This window comes from Candidatus Protofrankia datiscae (assembly GCF_000177615.2).
Classification (GTDB): domain Bacteria; phylum Actinomycetota; class Actinomycetes; order Frankiales; family Frankiaceae; genus Protofrankia; species Protofrankia coriariae.
The window spans coordinates 5,247,191-5,265,315 of the sequence record NC_015656.1 but is presented as its reverse complement, the minus strand read 5'-3'; the positions used below and the strand labels follow the sequence as shown (position 1 = coordinate 5,265,315).

13 protein-coding genes are annotated in these 18,125 nt (G+C 70.0%); 6 read left to right on the top strand and 7 right to left on the bottom strand.

Translation table 11 applies throughout. From position 1 onward, the window contains the following. Window positions 1-150 precede the first annotated feature (150 nt). Entirely contained in the window at window positions 151-942 is a 792-nt protein-coding gene (locus FSYMDG_RS22095; RefSeq protein WP_013875593.1) for a nuclease-related domain-containing protein, read from the top strand. 718 nt (window positions 943-1,660) lie between these two features. Continuing rightward, window positions 1,661-1,984 carry a hypothetical protein gene (locus FSYMDG_RS22090; RefSeq protein WP_013875592.1) on the top strand — a complete coding sequence of 108 codons (324 nt, stop codon included), beginning with the start codon at window positions 1,661-1,663 and terminating at the stop codon, window positions 1,982-1,984. A 589-nt stretch (window positions 1,985-2,573) separates the two neighbouring features. Here the strand turns inward: FSYMDG_RS22090 and FSYMDG_RS26610 are convergent. Next, complete coding sequence (locus tag FSYMDG_RS26610; RefSeq protein ID WP_131772980.1) at window positions 2,574-3,890, bottom strand: hypothetical protein; 1,317 nt, start codon at window positions 3,888-3,890, stop codon at window positions 2,574-2,576. Between the two features lie 346 nt (window positions 3,891-4,236). On the opposite strand from FSYMDG_RS26610, the gene FSYMDG_RS23615 reads away from it, so the two are divergent. The 3 genes from FSYMDG_RS23615 (at window position 4,237) to FSYMDG_RS22065 (ending at window position 9,571) form a co-directional block, all read left to right on the top strand. Then, window positions 4,237-5,421 (top strand): hypothetical protein, encoded by a 1,185-nt coding sequence (locus FSYMDG_RS23615; protein ID WP_050803635.1) that lies wholly within the window; start codon window positions 4,237-4,239, stop codon window positions 5,419-5,421. Between the two features lie 29 nt (window positions 5,422-5,450). Further along, window positions 5,451-7,310 carry a serine/threonine-protein kinase gene (locus tag FSYMDG_RS26990; protein ID WP_043607453.1) on the top strand — a complete coding sequence of 620 codons (1,860 nt, stop codon included), beginning with the start codon at window positions 5,451-5,453 and terminating at the stop codon, window positions 7,308-7,310. A 260-nt stretch (window positions 7,311-7,570) separates the two neighbouring features. Continuing rightward, window positions 7,571-9,571: a hypothetical protein gene (locus FSYMDG_RS22065; RefSeq protein WP_013875587.1), complete on the top strand. Its 2,001-nt coding sequence runs from the start codon at window positions 7,571-7,573 to the stop codon at window positions 9,569-9,571. A 24-nt stretch (window positions 9,572-9,595) separates the two neighbouring features. Here the strand turns inward: FSYMDG_RS22065 and FSYMDG_RS22060 are convergent, their stop codons facing one another. The 4 genes from FSYMDG_RS22060 to FSYMDG_RS26600 form a co-directional block, all read right to left on the bottom strand. After that, on the bottom strand, window positions 9,596-11,395 hold the full coding sequence (locus FSYMDG_RS22060) for a conjugal transfer protein TraC (RefSeq protein ID WP_013875586.1): 1,800 nt from the start codon (window positions 11,393-11,395) through the stop codon (window positions 9,596-9,598). Then, window positions 11,392-12,894: an SCO6880 family protein gene (locus FSYMDG_RS22055; protein WP_013875585.1), complete on the bottom strand. Its 1,503-nt coding sequence runs from the start codon at window positions 12,892-12,894 to the stop codon at window positions 11,392-11,394. The genes FSYMDG_RS22060 and FSYMDG_RS22055 overlap by 4 nt, the downstream gene beginning before the upstream one ends. A 7-nt stretch (window positions 12,895-12,901) precedes the next feature. Beyond that, window positions 12,902-14,122 (bottom strand): hypothetical protein, encoded by a 1,221-nt coding sequence (locus FSYMDG_RS22050; RefSeq protein ID WP_347176526.1) that lies wholly within the window; start codon window positions 14,120-14,122, stop codon window positions 12,902-12,904. Window positions 14,123-14,259: 137 nt separating this feature from the next. Then, window positions 14,260-14,787: a hypothetical protein gene (locus FSYMDG_RS26600; RefSeq protein ID WP_131772975.1), complete on the bottom strand. Its 528-nt coding sequence runs from the start codon at window positions 14,785-14,787 to the stop codon at window positions 14,260-14,262. 40 nt (window positions 14,788-14,827) lie between these two features. Between FSYMDG_RS26600 and FSYMDG_RS26595 the strand changes: the two genes are divergently transcribed. After that, complete coding sequence (locus FSYMDG_RS26595; protein ID WP_157491057.1) at window positions 14,828-14,968, top strand: hypothetical protein; 141 nt, start codon at window positions 14,828-14,830, stop codon at window positions 14,966-14,968. A gap of 181 nt (window positions 14,969-15,149) precedes the next feature. On the opposite strand, the gene FSYMDG_RS22045 is transcribed toward FSYMDG_RS26595, so the two are convergent. Both FSYMDG_RS22045 and FSYMDG_RS22040 read right to left on the bottom strand, forming a co-directional pair. Beyond that, window positions 15,150-15,578 carry a DUF6112 family protein gene (locus tag FSYMDG_RS22045; RefSeq protein WP_013875582.1) on the bottom strand — a complete coding sequence of 143 codons (429 nt, stop codon included), beginning with the start codon at window positions 15,576-15,578 and terminating at the stop codon, window positions 15,150-15,152. Window positions 15,579-15,621: 43 nt separating this feature from the next. After that, window positions 15,622-18,069, bottom strand: coding sequence for a hypothetical protein (locus FSYMDG_RS22040; protein ID WP_013875581.1), 2,448 nt, complete (start codon window positions 18,067-18,069; stop codon window positions 15,622-15,624). Window positions 18,070-18,125: the final 56 nt, after the last annotated feature.

Genomic DNA, 18,125 nt, shown 5'->3' with positions numbered 1-18,125 from the left:
AGGTGACGGGGCCCGCGGCAGCGGGTCCCGCGCCATGCCAGCTCCCGCGTCACGCGGGCCAGGCCGGTGCGGCGGAGCGGTCGGAAACGGGGCGACCGGAAGGTGGTGACGACCGGGATGCCGGAAGGGCAGTGGCCTGGACGGTCGGCCATGGCGGAGTACCTGCGCCGCAGGGAGCTCTACGTAGCCGAACGTAAGGACCGCCTGGCACGAGCGGTCGTCACCGCGGCAGTGGTCGCCGCGCTGACCGTGGCCGCCGTCAGCGTGTTCGGTGCCGTGGTGGGCCTGTCCGCGCTGGTCGTGCTGCAGATGGTCCTCGGGGCCGTCCTGGTCGTCCTCGCCGTCGCCGCGGCGCGCTTCCTGCGTTCCCCGTCGGAGATCGAGTCATGGCGACACGACGCCGAGGCCGAGCGCCGCACGGCCCGCGCCCTCGACCGCCTCGTCCGGGCCGGCTACACGGTTCTACACGACCGCGCGCTCGCGGACTCCGCCGGCAACGTCGACCATCTGGTGATCGGCCCGTCCGGGGTGTGGGTCGTCGAGACGGACGCCCACCGTGGGCCGCTGCGCCAGAACCGGGCCGGGCTGTGGGCTGGCAAGATGCCGTTGCGCGCCATGCTCGGCCTGGTCGCCTGGATGGGCGAGGAGGTCACCAGCCACCTGGTGGCCGATCTTCCGGAGGGCTGGCAGCTGCAGGCCCAGCCGGTGGTCGCGTTCTCCCGCGCCGAGCTGCCACACGGGCTCGCCCTGCTCGACGGTGTGGTGCTGCTGCCAGCGGCCGGGGTCGCCGACTACATCCTTACGGCTGGTGTCGTGTTGAAACCTCTGGACGTCGCCATTCTGGTGGACGTCGCCGAACGGGCCCTCCCGCCGTATCCGGTGGACGGGCCGGCGCCGACCTGGCCCGCGATGTCCAGGCTGCGGGGGATACTGGGCCGCTGACGGCTGGTCCTTTGGTCCTCCTTCGGTTTTCCGGTGGTCCTCCGGCCGGCCCTTCGGCATCGCGGGCCCCGCCGATGTCGGGCACAGTGAGTGGATGGACGGGGTACCGGCTGCCAGCCGGGGGCTGCCCGCCGGGCGGGCCGGCGATCGTTCCTGGTCCGCGCCGCCGGCGCGCCAGGCATGCCGGGGCGCTCGCCGCGAGGGTTTTGTCCCGAAGTGTCGGCTCGCCGGTAAACGGGCGGTGTCCTGATATGGTCGGCGATCAGACAGGCCCTGCGCCGGCCGGTCGTGGGCGGCTTCGCCGCCGTACCGGTCCAGCGGGACGGGCACGCAACACTCCGCGCGGGCATATGTCGCCGGTCGGCCGGCATATGATCAGGGGGCTCTGTTCGGGCCGGGCCGGACTACCGGTGGCCGCCTTCCCGGGCCGGCGGGTATACCGGGCCAGCTTGTTGCGTCCGGGACGGAATACCGTGTGCCAACTCCGGCCGCCGTGGTGTTCGCCGGCCGTTGTACGTCCCGGGCCGGCGAAGGCGCGTCGAATCAGTCCGGCGGCAGTTGGCCGGGCCGGTGCCGACGGAATTGGTGTCCGGTATTACCCGCATTCCGCTCCGGGGATAACGGAAAACTCGGTATAGGCGAATCTCGCAGGCTTGTCGTAAGCTGCTCCCAGGCCAGTCACCCGGTACTGTTCGGACCACCGGCGAAGGGTGTTGAAATGGGTAAGAGAATACTTGTCCTGGACGCCGACGGAGAGCTTCTCGGCAAGTTCGCGGACACCTACACAGCACACCTGTGGAGCCATTTCAGGATTCTCGCGCCAGGTTTCGACGGGCACGTCGAGGTGTTCGACCCGCATACCCGTACCTCCCTTGTGGTGGGCGCCGACGAATGCCGGAGCATCATCTGGGGAAGGGTCCAGAACACCGCGGTGGCCTGCGAGGAACGGGCTGAGCCGGACGAGCCGTCGCTGCCGGAGCTGTCGGTGCGACAGCTGTCACGCCGATCCATGACGCACGCCTGGCTCACCGCCGGGACCTGACCGCCAGAACCTGACCGCCGCGGTATCCGGATCCGGCTCGACCGGTGGACGGGCAGCCCGGACGGCCCGGACGGCCCGGACGATGTTCCTGAACGACGACTTTTCTGAACGACGACGCTCCCGAACGACGACGCTCCCGAACGACGACGTTCCCGAGCACTGTGCAGAGCCATGTTCCCAACTCCCCGGCCGCCGGCTGACGGTGTCCTGGCCGCCGGGTGAACCGACACCGATGGTGCCCGTTCCCCCTGAATGCCTCAGGGCGGAGGGCTCCGCAGGCGCGACGGCGAAACAAGCGCGCTGCCGGGAGCCCTGAAGGGCCTTCCGGTGTCGGGCCGAGACGGGAGCGGCGGCGTGGGTAGCGGTGGTACACGGCCACCGCCCATCCCTTGCCCGCGCCGCCGCTCCCGTCCTTCCTACCCAGCGGTCCGCCACCTCCCGCCGCGTGGGCCGGCGTGCGCTCCCCGGCCGGCCGTTTCCATTGTCCGGTTCCCGACGGCTGCCGCTCACGGTTCATGTTGTCCGTGATCAGGTCGTTCCACGTCGCCCGTCGCAGGCCAGGCCGTCCACCGTCGGCCGGGCACTCCGGTCAGATGCTCTGGCCGATCTGGTGACGTACCACGAGAGAGCCGGCGAGCAGGAAGAACAGCATCAGGACGAACGTGTTGGACGTGCCGCCGGTCGAACTGGACAGCACCATGTTCACCTCGGACCGCAGGACCGGCCCACAGGTCGCGATGATCGAACGGTTTCCGACCCGGTAGGTGGCGAACTGCACAGCCGTGGAGAACTCCCCGCTCGTGTCCGCGACCGTCCGGCCGATCGTCCGGCCGTCCTCGGAGACGATGACGACATCGGCGGCCGGAGTGCAGCCGGCACCGGTGGCGAACAGGGTGTCCCCGGCGGAGACGACAGGTTTGTCCAGCGCCAGCTGCCCGGGTAGTGGGCTGGGGAGCGCCGGTGCGGGCGAGGGCACAGAGGTGGGCTGCTGGACGGCCGTGGGCCCCGGCCTGACCGGCACGCACCGGTCGGACGCGTCCCGTATGGATCCGGACGGGCAGGGTGACGGTGGCTGCGGGCACTGCTGCCCGGCGGGCACCAACAGGCCGCCAGGGCAGGAGACCGATGGCCGTGGGCAGACGCCGTCGCGGTCCGGCAGCGCCCCGCCAGGACAGGTCTGCCCCGGCCGCGGCGGCGGACACGGTTGCCCGGCCGCCACCGTCACCCCGCCGGCGCAGGTCTCGCGCTGCGGTGGGCACTGCTGCCCGGCGGCGGCCGTGCTGCCGTCCCAGCAGGTTGTCGGTGGTGGCGGGCACTGCTGCCGGCTGCGGGCGGTGGAGCCGTCCGGGCAGGTCACGGAGATCGGCCGGCAGATCCCGTCCACGCCGCGTTGCTGGCCTGCCGGGCATGGTGGGTAGCGGCAGGTGCCGTTCGCGTCACGTTCCTGGCCGGCCGGGCACGGCGGATAGCCGCAGACGCCGTTCGCGTTTCGCTGTTGCCCGGCCGGGCACGGCGGATAGTCGCAGGTCCCGTTGTCGCCGCGTTGCTGGCCGGTGGGGCATGGTGGGTAGCCGCAGGTGTTGTCCTCACCGCGTTGCTGCCCTTCGGGGCACGGCGGGTAGGCGCAGACGCCGTCCGAACTGCGTTCCTGGCCTGCCGGGCATGGCGGGTAGTCGCAGATCCCCTTCGCGTTGCGTTGCTGCCCTTCGGGGCACGGCGGGTAGTCACAGACGCCGTCCGCGTTGCGCTGCTGGCCGGTGGGGCACGGCTGCGGGGCGCATTCCCGCCCGCCGGGCACCACGGAACCGTCCGGGCACAGGCAGCCGTCCGGGGTCCCCTCGGGGCAGGCGGTGGGGCTTGGCGCGGGCGCGCTACTACTTGGAGTAGCTACGGCAGCCAAAGCCATGTGGATCGATTTCGTGCCCGCGGCGGGGGCGGCGGCTGTCGTGGGCCCGGCCGTGGACGCCGCGCCGAGTATGCCGAGCAGAATCACCGAGGGCAGAACGGCCGTCAGAACGGTTCTGATGCTTGCCCGACGTAAAACCGCACAGGAAAAACGCACGACGCCCCCCGACCGCGAACGGAGCGGCGGCGTGTCGTGTACCGGACAGCATGTCCAGCCGCAGCCCTGCTCCCGCGATGACAGTAACATCGACGTCACAACAGAAAGCGGATTCTCGGGGGGCGTCGTGGCTGTTGTCGTGGAGCCGACGCGGCGAGCCGCGAGGCCGCTCACCGTTTTGGTGATCATTGTGCTGGCTGTCCTGGTCCTGTTACCCGGCCCCGCCACAGCCGCGGCCGGCGACGGGCCGAGCGGTCCCGCCAGCGGCATCGTCGCCGCGGGCAGCGGGGGGCTTCAGCTCGACGCAGTGGTCAACGAGGTCTCCGTCACCGGGCGGCGGATCGTGCTCGATCCGGAGCAGCCCACCCGCGTTCTTGTCACGGTTCGTAACAATCGGAACGAGCCGGCCCAGATACGGTCGATTCGCGTCAGCGGATCCGCGCTGGGCCTGACCTTCTTCGTCTTTGACACCGCCGTGCGGATGGACGTGCCGCCCGGCGCCTCGCTGGCCTGGAGCGTCGACATCGACATGGCGGAGCTGCGCGGACAGGCGACCGGGCTGCTACCCATGTCTGTCACTCTCCGCGACGCGAAGCGTGGCGTCCTCGCCTCGGCCGACGGTATCGCCGACATCCGCGGCACGCTGGTCTGCACATACGGCATGTTCGGGCTGGGCCTACTGGTCGTCACGGCCATGTTGTGGGCTGCCGCGTTGTTCGCGCTCGCGCGCCATCGTCTTCCCCGCAACCGGTGGCGGCGGGCCGTCCGGTTCGCGCCCGCCGGGTGTGGGGCCGGCTTCGTCGCGATCGTCAGCCTGTCGGCGCTGCGGGTGACGGCACCGTCGACGTCGTCCAACCTGACCTTCATCGCGGCCGCCGCGGGGATCGGTTTCCTGCTGGGCTACCTCACCCCCACGCCAGTCTCCCCCTCGGCTCCGGTGCCGGCACCCGTGCCGGCCCCCGCACCTGTGCCGGCCGGCACCCCGGCCACAGGCCCATCCGCGGTGACCACGGCCGCGGCCAGGAAGACGCCGTCCACAGACGATGTTCCCGTGGGCGATCCCCCGGGCGGCGGCGAGCGCCGGGCCCCGGGCCCGGCAGGCGCCGGGCTGCCGGCCGGTGGGGCCCGTCCAACGACAGCCCCGTCGCGGCCTGCCGTCGTCCGCCCGCAGCCGCCCGGTGCGGAGGCGGAGGAGCGTGGGTACGAAAGGCCGTCGCCGCAGCCTGTCGTCCGGCCGCAGCAACCCGCTGCAGATGCGAACAGGCACGGATACGAAAAGCCACGGCAGCCGCCCGCACGGTTCTTCGACGAGGAGACCGACCCCTCCATCACCCGTCGCACTGACTGGCGCCCGCGTCAGGACGATCCTTCGTGACAGTCAACTCGTCCGTATCCGGTCCAGCCGTGGCCCCACGGGCGCTGGTGGCCGCCCTGCCGCGGTACAGGCTGGGCGGCGAACTCGGCCGCGGCGGGTTCGGCGTCGTCTACGCGGCCCGGGATCCACGGCTCGACCGGGCGGTCGCCGTCAAACACCTGCCGAACCGGATCGCCGCCGACCCGCAGATGCGGCTGCGGTTCAACGAAGAAGGACGGGCCCTGGCCCGGCTGAGCCACCTGCACATCGTCACGGTGTACGAATACGCGGACGAAGAGGTGACCGTCGACGCCACGGGCCCGCCGGAACGGGTCTGCGCGCTGGTACTCGAACACCTCCCCGGCGGGACGCTCGCGGAGCGATTCCGCCGCGTCGGGCTGACCATGGAACAGTCCTGCGCGGCCGTGCTCGCCGTTCTCTCCGCGGCGCAGGCCGCCCACGACCAGGGGCTGCTGCACCGCGACATCAAACCCGGCAACGTGATGTTCGACAGCCGTGGCACGGTCAAGGTGACCGATTTCGGGCTGGCCCGGGTCATCGGCGGGGAGACCACCCTCGCCTCCCGGGACGGCCGGTTCGTGATCGCCGGCACGCCCGGGTACATGTCCCCGGAGCAGTCCCGCGGCGACTACCTGGACGTCCGCACCGACGTCTACTCGGCGACGGCGATGCTGTACTACCTGCTCGCCGGACGCCTGCCCTACCCGACCGAAGGCGGGTTCCACCGGTTCCGGGCACATCAGGACGCCGCTGAGCCGCCGTTGCCCGGCGACGAGGTGCCATCCGGGCTCGCCTGGCTTCTCATGCGCGGGCTGGCCCGGGATCCCGAGCGCAGGCCGGCGAGCGCCGAACAGTTCGCGGAGTCCGTCGCGGCCGCCGCGTCCGAGGCGTTCGGGCCCGGCTGGCTGGAGCGGTCAGAGCTGGCCGTACGGGACCTCTCCCCGGCGGTGCGCACGGCCCTGGAATCGTCGGTCCGGCGCGGCCCATCCGGCCGTGGCGAAGAGTCCGTGCTGGTGACCGACCTGGTGCCGGCGCTGTCCGGCACGCCCGTGGGCCGGCCGTCGCCGGGCATTGTCGACCTCGACCAGGCCTCCCTCGTCCCGCTGCCGGAGCTGTCGGCCACCGGCCAGCAACAGGGGCGGGCGCACCGCCGTCGCCCGCCGTCGGTGCCGGTGCCGCTGCGGCAACTGGCCGGGACCGCGCTGGCCGCGGTCGTGCTGATGGTGCTGGTCGCCGTGCTGTGGCCGTCCCCACAACCGGCCGTCCCCACCGGCCCCACCGCCGCCGAGGGCATCCAGGTGGCCGGGGCCACCCCGCCCGCTGTCGCGCGGGTCGACCTGGCCGAGCCGGTGGAGATCAGCGGCACGGCCGCGGCCTCGGGAACGGTGACGGTGCTCCTGCGGCTGTCCGTGGCGGGCATCCCGCTGGGCACCGCGACCGGCGACCCGGTGACAGTGAACGCGGGCGAGCCCTGGCGGACAGACGTCACCGCCCCGCCGCTGACCCGGTGGATCGCCGGCGGAGCCGTCCACGGGCAGGTACGGCTGGATCGGGCGGGCACGAGCAGCGTCCAGGAGGTGACGATCGAGCCGAGGCAGACACCGCCGGCCAGCGTCATGGGCGCCGGCGGTGTGCTGGCCGCCCTGTTCGCGCTCGCCTACCTGGAGTCGACCCGCCGGCTGCTGCGCGACGGCTCCCGTCAGGGATCCGCGGTGTTCGCCGCGGGGGCTCTCGGAGCCGTCCTCGGGTTCGGCGTGTGGCTGTCCGCGGCCACGTTGAGCCGACAGGTCCCGGTTGCCGCCGCCGGCATCTGCTGTGTCCTGCTCGGTGCGGCGGCCGCCACAGCCGCGGCAGCCGCAAGCCGTTCACGAGCCAGGGCGGGAGGCTGATCCGAGGCCGCCTGCCCCTGCCTGGCCGGACCCGAATCCGTCAGCGGGCAGGGCGCCCAGCGGGTCGGCCGCCGGTTGAGGCTTCCCACGGTGGCCGGGAGACGCGGCGGCCAGGCGCGGGTCCGTATCAGCTGTACGGCAGCATCACAGATGGTGCTCGATGGTAGGTTGGCCTACCATGTCGACTTTGGTATCACAAAGCCGATGTGAACGTTGCGATCGCGGTCGTCAGAAGGTGGAGCTGTAATCCATGAAGCCAGATGTCCGGTTCTGAGCACCCCGGCTCTGAACTCGCCCGACGGTTGTTCGTCCCGGCCGAGCGGTGGGGCTGGGAGTATGTCGATCCCGGTGTCAATCCACATCCCCAGCGCGACCACCCACCAGTATGGAACGAACCACCTCCACCAGACACCAAAAAACATGAAGACGACCTCGCGCAGCGCATGCGACATCTTCCTAGGAATTTGATTTCCCCCGTCATACTGCTGATATTTAGCATGAAATATGAGATTTTTGATGAAAACAAGGCACTTTTTTGGTTTCCGATTGCACTATTTCTGGTAATAATTATTCTTTATCGAGTAGTGGGCCTTAAAAGAAAAATTGATCAAACGAAGGTCGTATGGCAGAGGAATCGCGATGCCGAGTGGGAGAGGTATCAGGCCGCTATCGACGGCTGGCGGGCTGCGGTGGAAAGCCACGAGGCCGCTGATCGTGTTCGGCGGGAGACGGTGCCGCTGTTCCATCCGCTGGCACCTCGGCCGACGGCGGGCCGGGTCGATGTTTTCGGTGGCACCCGTGACGGCTGGGCGAGCCTGCTGGCGACCGTCGGCTCCTCGGCGCTGGCTTCCGGTGGTGGCATTCTCCTGCTCGACTTCAGCGAGCGTGGGGTCGGTGGCGGTCTTGCCCAGCTCGCGGTCGATGCGGGGTGCCCGGTCACGGTAGACGATCTCCCCGCTGATATCGGCGGGCTGGGGCTGCTGCATGGAGTGGATCCCGATGATGTCGCGGAGCTTCTTGCGGATGCCGTCGACGTGGGACGTGGCGGAGGCGCTGATCCGACGCTTCGGGTGCTCGATGCCGAGATACTCGCGGTTGTCGCCACCCGGCTGGATCCACCGCTGACCTTCAGCCGGCTTGCCGCCGGCCTGCGCGTGCTGGAGGGGAATGAGCAGAATGATGGCTCCGATCCTCTGTCGCCCGCGGAGCGGAACGCTGTCGCCGACCGGGCGGGCACGTGGGGTGAAAGCGAAGGAACTCGGCAGGAAATCCGTTACCTGCGGGCGTCCCTGGAACGGCTGGCCGGCCGGGAGGAAACGGCGACGACCGCCGCGCCACAGCCGTGGTGGCCGGTGCACGGGCTGCGCATCATAGCAACGTCGAGCCATGACACGTCGACCGCCCGTAAGGAATTCGTCGACAGGGTGTTGTTCCACATTGTCCTGCACCAGCTCCGCCGCCGCCGTGGCGACGCTTCCCACGATGACATTCTGGTGGTTGCCGGCGGAGACCGGATGGGACCGCCTGCGCTGGAGGGCATGGCCCGGTACGCGGCCAACGCCGGCATACGTCTGGTGAATCTTTTCGAGCACCTCGGGGAGGGCACCGAACGCCTGATCGGCGCGGGTGACAGTGCCACCCTCGTCATGCGGCTGGGGAATGCCAAGGAGGCCGAGACCGCGGCCGAGTTCGTCGGTCGTGGACACAAGTTCGTCTTCTCCCAGATCACCCGGCAGGTCGGCAGCAGCCTCACCACGGGAACGTCCAGCAGCGCGGGGGGGAGCGTCTCTCTCTCCGAGACCGAGAGCCGTGGCGGTTCGCGCGGGAAGGGTGGAAAATCAAGCGGCTGGAGCCGGTCGGTGACGGTGTCCCAGTCGGCGTTCTGGGAGAACACCGAAAGCCTGTCAGCCACTGATTCCCAGCAGGACGGCGCGGTTCTGCAGCGGGTCTACGAGTTCAGTGTCGAGCCGACGCAGATCCAGCAGCTTCCGCCGACCGCTTTCGTTCTGATCGACTCGTCGCTGGGGGATCGTCGGGCGGCGCTCGGCGACTGCAATCCCGGTATCGTCCTCCTGCCCAGGGTGGCCTCCACAGCCCGCCCGGCCGTGCCACCGGTGGCACGGCCGGGGCTGCCGGCCGGGCAGGGGACATCCCTCCCGATCGACGGGCCGGATGTTCCGCCGGTTTCCCCGACCGCTGATCCCGGGGGACAGCTCGAGGCGACTGATCCGTTCCGGCCGTGGAGCCCGGGGAACGGATAGCGTGATCGAGTGGCCCGCGGTCGGCTAGATCTCCCGGGACAGCGGGCCGTAGGGGAAGGTGTCCATCATCTCTTCGGCGGAGAACTCGTCCTGACCGGCAGACGGGTCGTCAACGGCGAATCCGTCCGCCCCGTACCGGGCCGGGATGTCGAAGCCGTCGTCTTCGGGCCCGTCAGCGAACCGGACGCCGTGTTCGGCGCCGTGGTCGGCGTTGGGACCGTAGCCGCCGGCGTACTCGTTGTTATCGGTGGTGTGGTACCCGGTCCGGTTGCGATAGTCGTAGCCGTCCAGCAGGACGGGGTCGAGATCATCCGGGACGAGGTTGATGTTGTCGACCTCGCCGTGCATCTTCGATCCGTTGAGAACGACCGGGATCTCCAGGTCGCCGACGACGTGCTCGACGTAGAACGCGCGGTTCCCGATGAGCCACAATGCGAAACCGGGGTCCAGCCGGGGCAGCATGTCCGAGGCGACGTCGGTGAGGTCCAGCGCCCGCTGCGTGTCCGGGATCTGGTCGGACGCCTGCTTGTACAGAATGCGGATCGCGGTCTCGGCGAGCAGGCCCTTGGCCACCTCGACGGAGTCCGAGGAGGCTGAGAGCAGGTCGGAGATCCGGTGTGCGACGATCGCGTTCGCGCATCCCCACTGGCGGGCGAGTTTCTGCTGGGCGGACAGCCGCCGGACCAGGCCCGCGAAGCGCATCAGCCGCCAGCACTCGTCGTAGACGACGTAGCGCTGAACACCGTCCTGGCGCATCAGCGCGGCTTCCATCCACGCCTGCGCACACGTCATGATCAGCGCGATCATCTCGTCGGAGCCCTGGACCCGCTCGAGGTTGAGCACGGCGATCGGACGGTCGAAGTCCAGCGGGGAGGTGGTCGGGCCGTCGAAGAGCCCGCCGAGCGCGCCGTGGGTGAGCCGGCGCAGGGTCAGCGTCGCGTCCCGGGAGGAGTCGCGCAGTTCGGTCGCGGTCACCGGCAGTGCCGCGCAGTCGGCCTCCGACGGGTTCGTCATCGCCTCCAGGACGTGGGGCAGCAGCGGGGTCGCCTGCCGGTCGGTGGAGGCGCCGGTGATCTGCCGGGTCACGACGTCGAGGGCGAGGTCGACAGCGGTGTGCTCGGACGGGGTGAGTGGCACGCCCTTCGCGGTCTCGATCAACGAGGACAGCAGCGCCGACCGGGCCCGTTTGACCTCCCGGGACCAGTCCGCGTCCGCCATGCCCGGCGGCCGTGGCGGGGCGTCCAGCGGGTTGAGCCGGGTGGACAGGCCCGGGCCGATGTAGGTCGGTTCGCAGCCCAGCCGGCGGGCCAGCCTGGTGTACTCGCCTTTCGGGTCGCAGGGCACGGCAGCCTGGTAGCCGAACGCGGCCCCCCGCGAGATCAGCGTCTTGAGCAGGGACGACTTGCGTGAGCCGACCGAGCCGAAGACCGCGAAGTTGGGGTTCTCGATGACCTGCTGGCGGTAGAGCTCGAACACGTCGAAGACGAAGGAGTCACCGGACCAGACGTGGCGGCCGATGTACATGCCGGGGGTGTCCAGCCCGGCGTCCACGACGAACGGGTAGATGCCGGCGATCTGCGCGGTCGTCTCCATGTGGGCCGGCAGACGGAGCTTGTGGAAGATCCGGCCGGCGTGCGGGCCGACGAGGTGTGGTGGCTGCTCGCCGCGGCGCAACGCCATCCGGGCCCGCCGGATGGCCGCCCGTTCGGCCTGGGCGGCGGCCCGTTCGCCGCGCTGCGCCTCACGTTCGGCCCGGCGCAGGTCCTTCAGCTCACGACGGGTCTCCCGGTCGGTGCCGGCCCCAGCCGAACGGTGCAGTGTCATGAGACCCCCACGGCCAGCGGCAGAGCGGCAACGCTGAACCCCTGATCCTGTTCGCCGACAAGACGGACCATCTCCAGCCGGCTGCGGGACGCCAACGTCTCCGCCTCACCGCACGCGTCGGCCAGGCTGTCGATGTCGTCCGCGGAGACCGTCACGAACCCGTGGAAGCGGAAGGCACCGAAGCCGGCGATGAGCTCCTGCTCACGGCGTTCCACCTCGGACGCTTCGGCCATGTCGCGCTGGGTGGTGACCTTGCCGACCTTGTCGCGCATCTGCTGTTCACCCAGATGCGCCATCCGGCGGCGGTTGACCGCCTTCTCGGCCTTGCGGCCGGGCATCGGCTCGACGATCAGGGAGACCGTCCGCCGGCAGGTGGTCTCCATCAGCAGCGGGGCGAGGAACGCGGCCGGGGACGGCACCCGCGGCCAGCCGTTGATCCAGTAGGTGGTGTGGAAGCCGGAGTCGGTGCGGTAGTGGTCCCAGCCGGCCACCGCACGCACCGGGCCGGCGATCGCCGGGTCGACACCTGACGGCAGCCCCGCGAGCCCACCGGCCCGGTCGGAGGCCGCGCCACCACGTGCGTCGATCATCTCGATCGAGTACGGGTCATAGGTCGTCCGGATCACTGCGGCCAGGGCGCGTGGCGGCAGCCAGCCGACCGTGTTGATCGAGGCTCTGGCCAGCGCGGCCTCCATGGTGCGCAGCTCGCCGAGCAGAACCGTGCAGGCCGCGTGGTCACCACCGCCGGCGCGTTGGATCGCCCGCCGTACGTCGCGCGCGCGGAGCTGGAACGACAGGAAGGTCTCGTGCCGCTGGGCGACCGGGCCGGCGGCGTCGATGACCTCCTGGTACGCCTCGGCCGCCCACGAACCGTCGTGCTGCCCGCGCACCCGCCAGTGCCGTTGCAGCTGGTCCCCGGAGTCCGGCAGCGTGCGTTCCAGCCACTGGAGACGGGACAGTCGCCCGCCGCCGACGGTCAGCCCGGCGAGCAGCTCACCCCAGGCGTCCACCCTGGCCTGCTGGTCGCCGGACTCCAGCAGCGCGAACTGGCTGCCCTGCACCTGTAGGACAGCCGTGAACGTCCCTCGCCTGGTGTCCTTGACCACCGCCACGTAACGGCCGTTGCCCACCGGCACCGACAACATCACCAGGGACGACAGCGGACCGGGCAGCGCGGTCTTGGACAGATGGTCGGAGCTGTTGCCGACCCTGAACACCGCTCCGCGGAACACCGTCTCGCCCATCACCTTCTGCATCGTGAAACCGAAGAGGATCGGTACCCACTGATCGAGGTTACGGTCGTCGACGCGGACGAACGCGACGAACCCCAGCGCACCGGCCAGCGCGATCCATCCCGGGGCGAATATGATCGGCGACCGCAGTGCCCCGAGGACGCACAGCATCACGCCGACCATCAGGCCCAGCTGGGGCCAGCGCATGCCGAGCAGGATGCCGCCGCGTTCCAGCGGCCCGAAGCGGTAGCTGCGTTCGGCGACCACGCTCTACTCAGCCTCCCCCGGTACGCGTGGGGTGGATGGGCGGTCTCGGCGAGGTTACCTTGGGTGATGATCCGGCGGGTGGCAGGGCTCGGGGAACGGCCTGGGAGGCGCGTGCGGAGGTGCCGGCCGGCGCCGCGACCCGGTTGCCCGTGCCGGTTGCCGACCTGGTCCGTGGCGCCGGCGAGCCAACGTCCGCGTGTTCCGCGGCGCGGGCCGCGGTCCGCGCCGGTTGCCCGCTGCCGGCCCGGCCGGCCCGGGCGACAGGCGCACCGACCCGTGTCATCGGGCCCACCCCGGTGCCGCGACGGCTGCCGGCCCTGGCCGCGGCACCGGTGCCGACCGGAGCGAGGTCACCGGTGAAGGGCCGGCCCGCGTCCACACCCGATCCGCTGCGCTGCCGGCTCTGCAGCCGCCCGCCGATACCCCGGAAGGTCTCCCGTGACGACGAGCCGAGCAGAGCGCCGGCGCCGTGGCCGAAACTTGCCGCGCCGCGCCTGCCTGCCGCGCCGACAACCTGCATGAGCTGGACGTCGGCCATCCCGATCACACGTAGCAGGGCGAACGGCGAGAACACCGCGGCAGCCATGATCACGATACCGCTGAGAATGGTCAGCGTCTGGTCCATACCTGACCCGGTCGAGTCACCCGCGATACTCGCACCCAGAGTGAAGATCGCGTAAATGACCGGTTTGGCGAGGATGAGCGCCGCGAGGATCTCCATGGCCCGCTTCATCCAGTCGCGGGTCGACATCGCCGGCTGCCCGGCCAGGTACAGCGGGATGAACACCGCAACCGCGATGATTGCTATTTTGCGGATGTAGAGGACCAGGAAGAGCGCGAACGAGAACAGCGCGACCAGCAGTGACAGAACCATGTCGAGGGCGAAGTTCCCCTGCTGGGGGAGGGCTCTGAGCTGAGCGACCAGACTTGCGCCCAGCGGCGCGCCGTCACCGAACGCCTCGGACATTCCGTCCGCGGCGGAAAGCACCATCTGCAACAGGGTCAGCATGACGAAGGAGCCGAAAATCGCCGTCCCGGTGGACGCGAGCGAGCGGCCCAGCAGATGCGCGTCCCCCCGGATCGCCCCCGCGATGCACGCACACATGAACAGGCCCGTCACGACCAGGATGGCCACACCGAAGACAATATTGTAATTGTTGACGATGTAGTCTTTATTTAGATCGATCGCGGTCTGCTGTGCGGCAAAATTGAAGATGGATGCAGACAAGTCCGCTGCCATGTTCGCAAACGCGGAACCCACCGATTCCAGAAAGCCGTCGGTTCCATCGGAAACGGCATTCCTGATTCCGGTAAGAGGGTCGATGCTGATGGCTAGTACTTCTCTGCTGGCCAACGTCTGGGCGCTCACTCTGCTGGCCTTCCTATGTAGATGAACCTTCCGATTCCCTCGGCCGCGCGTTCAGTGAGGGATGGTCCATTCGGTCCATCTCCTGCATTGGATAGCTTCCAGTCTCCGTCTTGCCAGGTGACTGTGCAGATATCGGTACCCCAGCTTTGCTGTGGTGTAGTATTTTCTTTATTACTGTAAGAGCCAACGGCGGCAGTTGACCACACGGATATTGTTATTCGATTAGAGTCGAATGATTTTACCGAATATCCAAGAGGTCGTATATTGAATAACATGTCGGGAGAGTTGATGGAGGTAAGTCCAAGATTTTTTGCCGTCGTTGAATCTGCCGAATTTATTTGATCTGTTAGTTTGTCGACTGCTTCAGGGGTAGAAATTGAGCCAAATATTTTTTTGAGCTGAGAAGCATCCCGATTGCGTCGATCAACATATGCGGCGACGTAGTTTCCACAGGCGCTTATGGCGCCGGCTTCTGTGTGGGGGTAGCCGACGGGGATGCCGAACTCGTTGATGCGGGTTGGCATGCCTGGTATCTGTCCGGTCGGGTGCGCCGCGGGAGGAGCGGTGGTACCGCTTCCGGTCGGAGAGGTACCGGGTACCACGGTGGGAGACGTGGTGTTCGACGCGGCCGATGTCGGACGGCTGTCGATACGTGGCGGGGGCTGCCCCTGGATGCTGACCGAGTGGGAGGACGGGATCGCGTAGCGTCCGATGAGGATGCCGGCCGTCACAGTCACCGCTCCGGTTGCCACCAGGAGGCCGACGAGACGGCGCATGGGCCAGTCAGCCTGGTTGACCAACATCCCCTCCCTTGGTGTGACAACCTCGGACGCGACTACTCGCGAGACGACAGCGGATCCATCATCCCAATATCAGCCGTCAGGTTTCACGAGAACCGGTCAGAAGGGCTGTGGCGGAGGGTCTGGGTCGGTTCCCCAGGGTTGATCGTCTCGACGATGGCTGGCCTGTCCAGCCCCCGCGGCTGATCGACGGCGCCTGACGACGCGGAGGCTCCGGTAGCGAGAAAGAAGTTGACGACGGCGGCTGTGGCACCGACGAGGAAGGCCAGCCCGAAGCCTGCGAGTACACCGCTCTTGCCGATCGCCGAGGTGCGGTCGAGGCCCATCCGCTCGCCGAGCGCCCAGGCGATTCCGCCGAGCAGTACGGAGGCTACCGCGGCGATCACTGCGTATGCGGCGAGGCCGTTGACGAGGTCCTTGAGCGCGTTGATCCCGGGGGCCTTGGAGTCGTCGGGCTTGACCTCTACCTGTGCCAGGACGATCGTCGCCTGTGCGGTCACAGCATGGACGATCATCGCTGTTCCCTTCTGAACTCGGTTCGGCGCGTAGATCGTCGGATCATACGCCGGGAATCAAGCCGCGATCTTCGGAGGCGGCGGCGGTGGCGATGGTTGTGTTGTCGCTCTCATTCTTCTCGGGTTCCGCACTGTCGGGATCATCGCAGGCGTCGATGACGGTCGCGGCCAGCCGGAGAAATGCCCGCCGGCTGCGCCACCGCACCCGGGAGAAGACGATCGGCGGGCGGCCGCCGGGCAGCGAGCCCGGGCGGTGCCGGGCAGCGCCGCGGGCATGGTCGGGCAGTTCGTCGTCAAGTCGTGTGTCATACGGGATGCGCACCAGCGCATCGACCCGCCGGGCCAGTTTGGCCGCGGCCGAGCGGGTCTGCGGTGACCACCGTCCGCGGCGGACCGACACCGCGGCTACGATCACCGCTGGTCGCGGGCCTGTGCCGTGGGCGCGCAGGGCGGCCGCCCCATGGATGGCGGCGGACGTTTCGGCCAGATCGCTGGGAAGCGCCGGCACGACCAGCAGGATCACATCCGCGTCACCGAATGTGATCGATGCGAACTTGCTGTCCCAGTCCAGCGGGGTGTCGACGAGCACCAGCGGGTACGTCTGTTCCAGGGTGCGCAGGCCAGCCGCGAGCACCTGCGGGCTGGGCGGGCCCGGTATGCCGGCCGCCACCAGCGGAGCCGGCTGCGTTCCGGTGTCGCTGGCGGGAGCCGCAACGGCGCCGCCGGGGGCGGGGGCCGCCGTCTCGCCCGGTGTGGCTCGCCCGGCGGGCTGGGGGGCGTCGGTGGGGCGGTAGGCGGGCAGGACGTCGAAGCCCGCGGTGGCCTGGGCCGGCGTGGCTGCCCCGACGGCGTCGCCGCCGATCAGCCAGCGGATCTCCCGGGGCGGTCGTGGGGTGCCGCCACGGCGGGCCCGGTAGGAGATCGCATCCGCGACCAGATCACTGAGCGTCACAGATGGGCGCACGCCGACGCGTTCCGCGAGTGAGGCGCCGAACTCGACCTCCGCGTCGGAGTCGCCGGTGGCCGTGACGCGTTCCAGGTCACCGGAGATGTCGAGGGCGACCACGGGCTCGGCGCGGATGCCGGCCAGGGTCATCCCGAGCATCGCCGTGACGGTGGTGCGTCCCGAACCGCCGATCAGCGAGGTGACCGCGATCCGCCAGGAGCCTTCCAGCGGCGCGGCGACCCGGTCGGCGAGGGACTCCCGGATGGGGATCTCCTCCCAGGGCGCCAGCTCGGTGGCATCGTCCCAGGGCTCCTGCCAGGGCCACAGCTCACGTCCGCCGCGGGGGCCGCGGATCGCCGGAAGCAGTGCCGACCGCCGGCCGTGTCCCGCCGGGGTGGGGCCAGCGGGGTCGTTCGCCGCCGGCGGGAGGGCTGGTGCCGAAGAGCCGACAGACGGCGACTGTTCGGAGGACGGCTGTGACGACGAGTTCGGTGTTCCAGCCGGTGTGACGGCCGAGGTGGTCGCTGACCGCACCGGTGACTGGACGTCCGGCTGGGCGGCTGCCGGTGCCGGCGTCGGTACCGCTGGGACGGCCGCCATCCGGGGAGCGTGCGCGGACGGTCGCCCCGACGGGCGGGCCGTGGCGGCGGGACGACCGCCGGATCCGGTGCCGAACGGCTGTACGGACGGCGTGTGGTCGTCGCCCGGCGTGGGTTCCTCGGCGGCTGTCTCCCGGGCGGCCGGAGTGGATGTCTCGGCACCGTCCGTGGCCGGCGTGGCCCGCCCGGCAGGGGCGCCGGAGTGGTGGACGGCTTGCGGCCGGCCGTCACCGGCGCGGGTACCGGCTGGTCCGGCGGTGGGCGTACCGGTTGGCTCCGCCGCGGCGGGGACCGCTGGCGGGTGACCATCCGCGGCCGCCTCCACGGCGCCCGGCCGGCCGGCGCCGGCCCGCCGCTCCTCGGCTCCAGTCCCAGCCCCAGCCGCTCCAGCGCTCGCGGCGTCGCCCGCGGCCGCCGCGGGTTCCCCCGCCGGCCGGGGCGGGGGAACCTCGGCGGGACCGTCGGCCCCCGACGCCGCGGATGACGGGTCGACGGCCTCGGGAGCGTCCGACGCGTCGACCGTGACCGGGGCCGTGACGGCGGGGCTGGCAGCCGCGGGATCGGTGGCAGCCGGGACAGCCGGCCCCTCGGAGTCACCGGGGGTGACCGCTGGCGGTGTGGTGGTGCTCCCGGCGTCCTGCAGCAGGAACGCTTCGGCCTGACGCGGGTCGTCCGCGTCGGCGGAGGCGCGCCCGCCCGGATTATCGCGCGACCGGCGGCGCAGACGTCTGGTGATCCGTCCGGCCCGGGTGTCCGTACCCGGCTCGACAGCAGAAGAAGATCTTGGTGGCGGCGGGCTGCCGCTGGTTGTGGTTCCGGCGGCGGGTACGTCATCACGGGTCGTCGAATCCGGCCGTGGACCCGCCCCGGGGAGGCGTGTACCGATCAGCGAGACGGGACGCGCGTCACCGTCATCGCCGTAGGGCTCCCGCGACACATCGGTCACGCGCTGTCGACCTCCGTGGTATTCTCCGGCTGGTTAGTGCCTGTTACTGCTGCTTA

Excerpts from the sequence above, each read along its gene's own strand:
- FSYMDG_RS26600 (WP_131772975.1), bottom strand. The coding sequence starts at position 14,787 with ATGCCAACCCGCATCAACGAGTTCGGCATCCCCGTCGGCTACCCCCAC.
- FSYMDG_RS22095 (WP_013875593.1), top strand. The coding sequence starts at position 151 with ATGGCGGAGTACCTGCGCCGCAGGGAGCTCTACGTAGCCGAACGTAAG.
- FSYMDG_RS26610 (WP_131772980.1), bottom strand. The coding sequence starts at position 3,890 with ATGGCTTTGGCTGCCGTAGCTACTCCAAGTAGTAGCGCGCCCGCGCCA.
- FSYMDG_RS22065 (WP_013875587.1), top strand. The coding sequence starts at position 7,571 with ATGTCCGGTTCTGAGCACCCCGGCTCTGAACTCGCCCGACGGTTGTTC.
- FSYMDG_RS22045 (WP_013875582.1), bottom strand. The coding sequence starts at position 15,578 with ATGATCGTCCATGCTGTGACCGCACAGGCGACGATCGTCCTGGCACAG.
- FSYMDG_RS22090 (WP_013875592.1), top strand. The coding sequence starts at position 1,661 with ATGGGTAAGAGAATACTTGTCCTGGACGCCGACGGAGAGCTTCTCGGC.
- FSYMDG_RS22060 (WP_013875586.1), bottom strand. The coding sequence starts at position 11,395 with ATGACACTGCACCGTTCGGCTGGGGCCGGCACCGACCGGGAGACCCGT.